This window comes from Bacillus sp. EKM420B (assembly GCF_011065565.1).
Classification (GTDB): domain Bacteria; phylum Bacillota; class Bacilli; order Bacillales; family Bacillaceae; genus Bacillus; species Bacillus velezensis.
This window is the reverse complement of record NZ_JAAMNX010000073.1, coordinates 1-234: the sequence shown is the minus strand read 5'-3', so window position 1 is coordinate 234 and position 234 is coordinate 1. Positions and strand designations below refer to the sequence as shown.

1 rRNA gene is annotated in these 234 nt (G+C 48.7%); it reads right to left on the bottom strand.

The features are described 5' to 3' along the window. Window positions 1-234 (bottom strand): 23S ribosomal RNA (locus tag G9F48_RS19590); the annotation flags it as partial.

The following is a 234-nucleotide window of genomic DNA, read 5'->3' as shown; positions in this document are numbered from 1 at the left end:
CTCCCAGATTCCGACGAGATTTCGCGTGTCTCGCCGTACTCAGGATACTGCTAGGGCTCAAAAGAATTTTAAATACGAGGCTATTACTCTCTTTGGCTTACCTTCCCAGGTAATTCTTCTATCCTTTTAAAGTCCCATGTCGCAGTCCTACAACCCCGAGAAGTAAACTTCTCGGTTTGCCCTCCTGCCGTTTCGCTCGCCGCTACTAAGGCAATCGCGTTTGCTTTCTCTTCC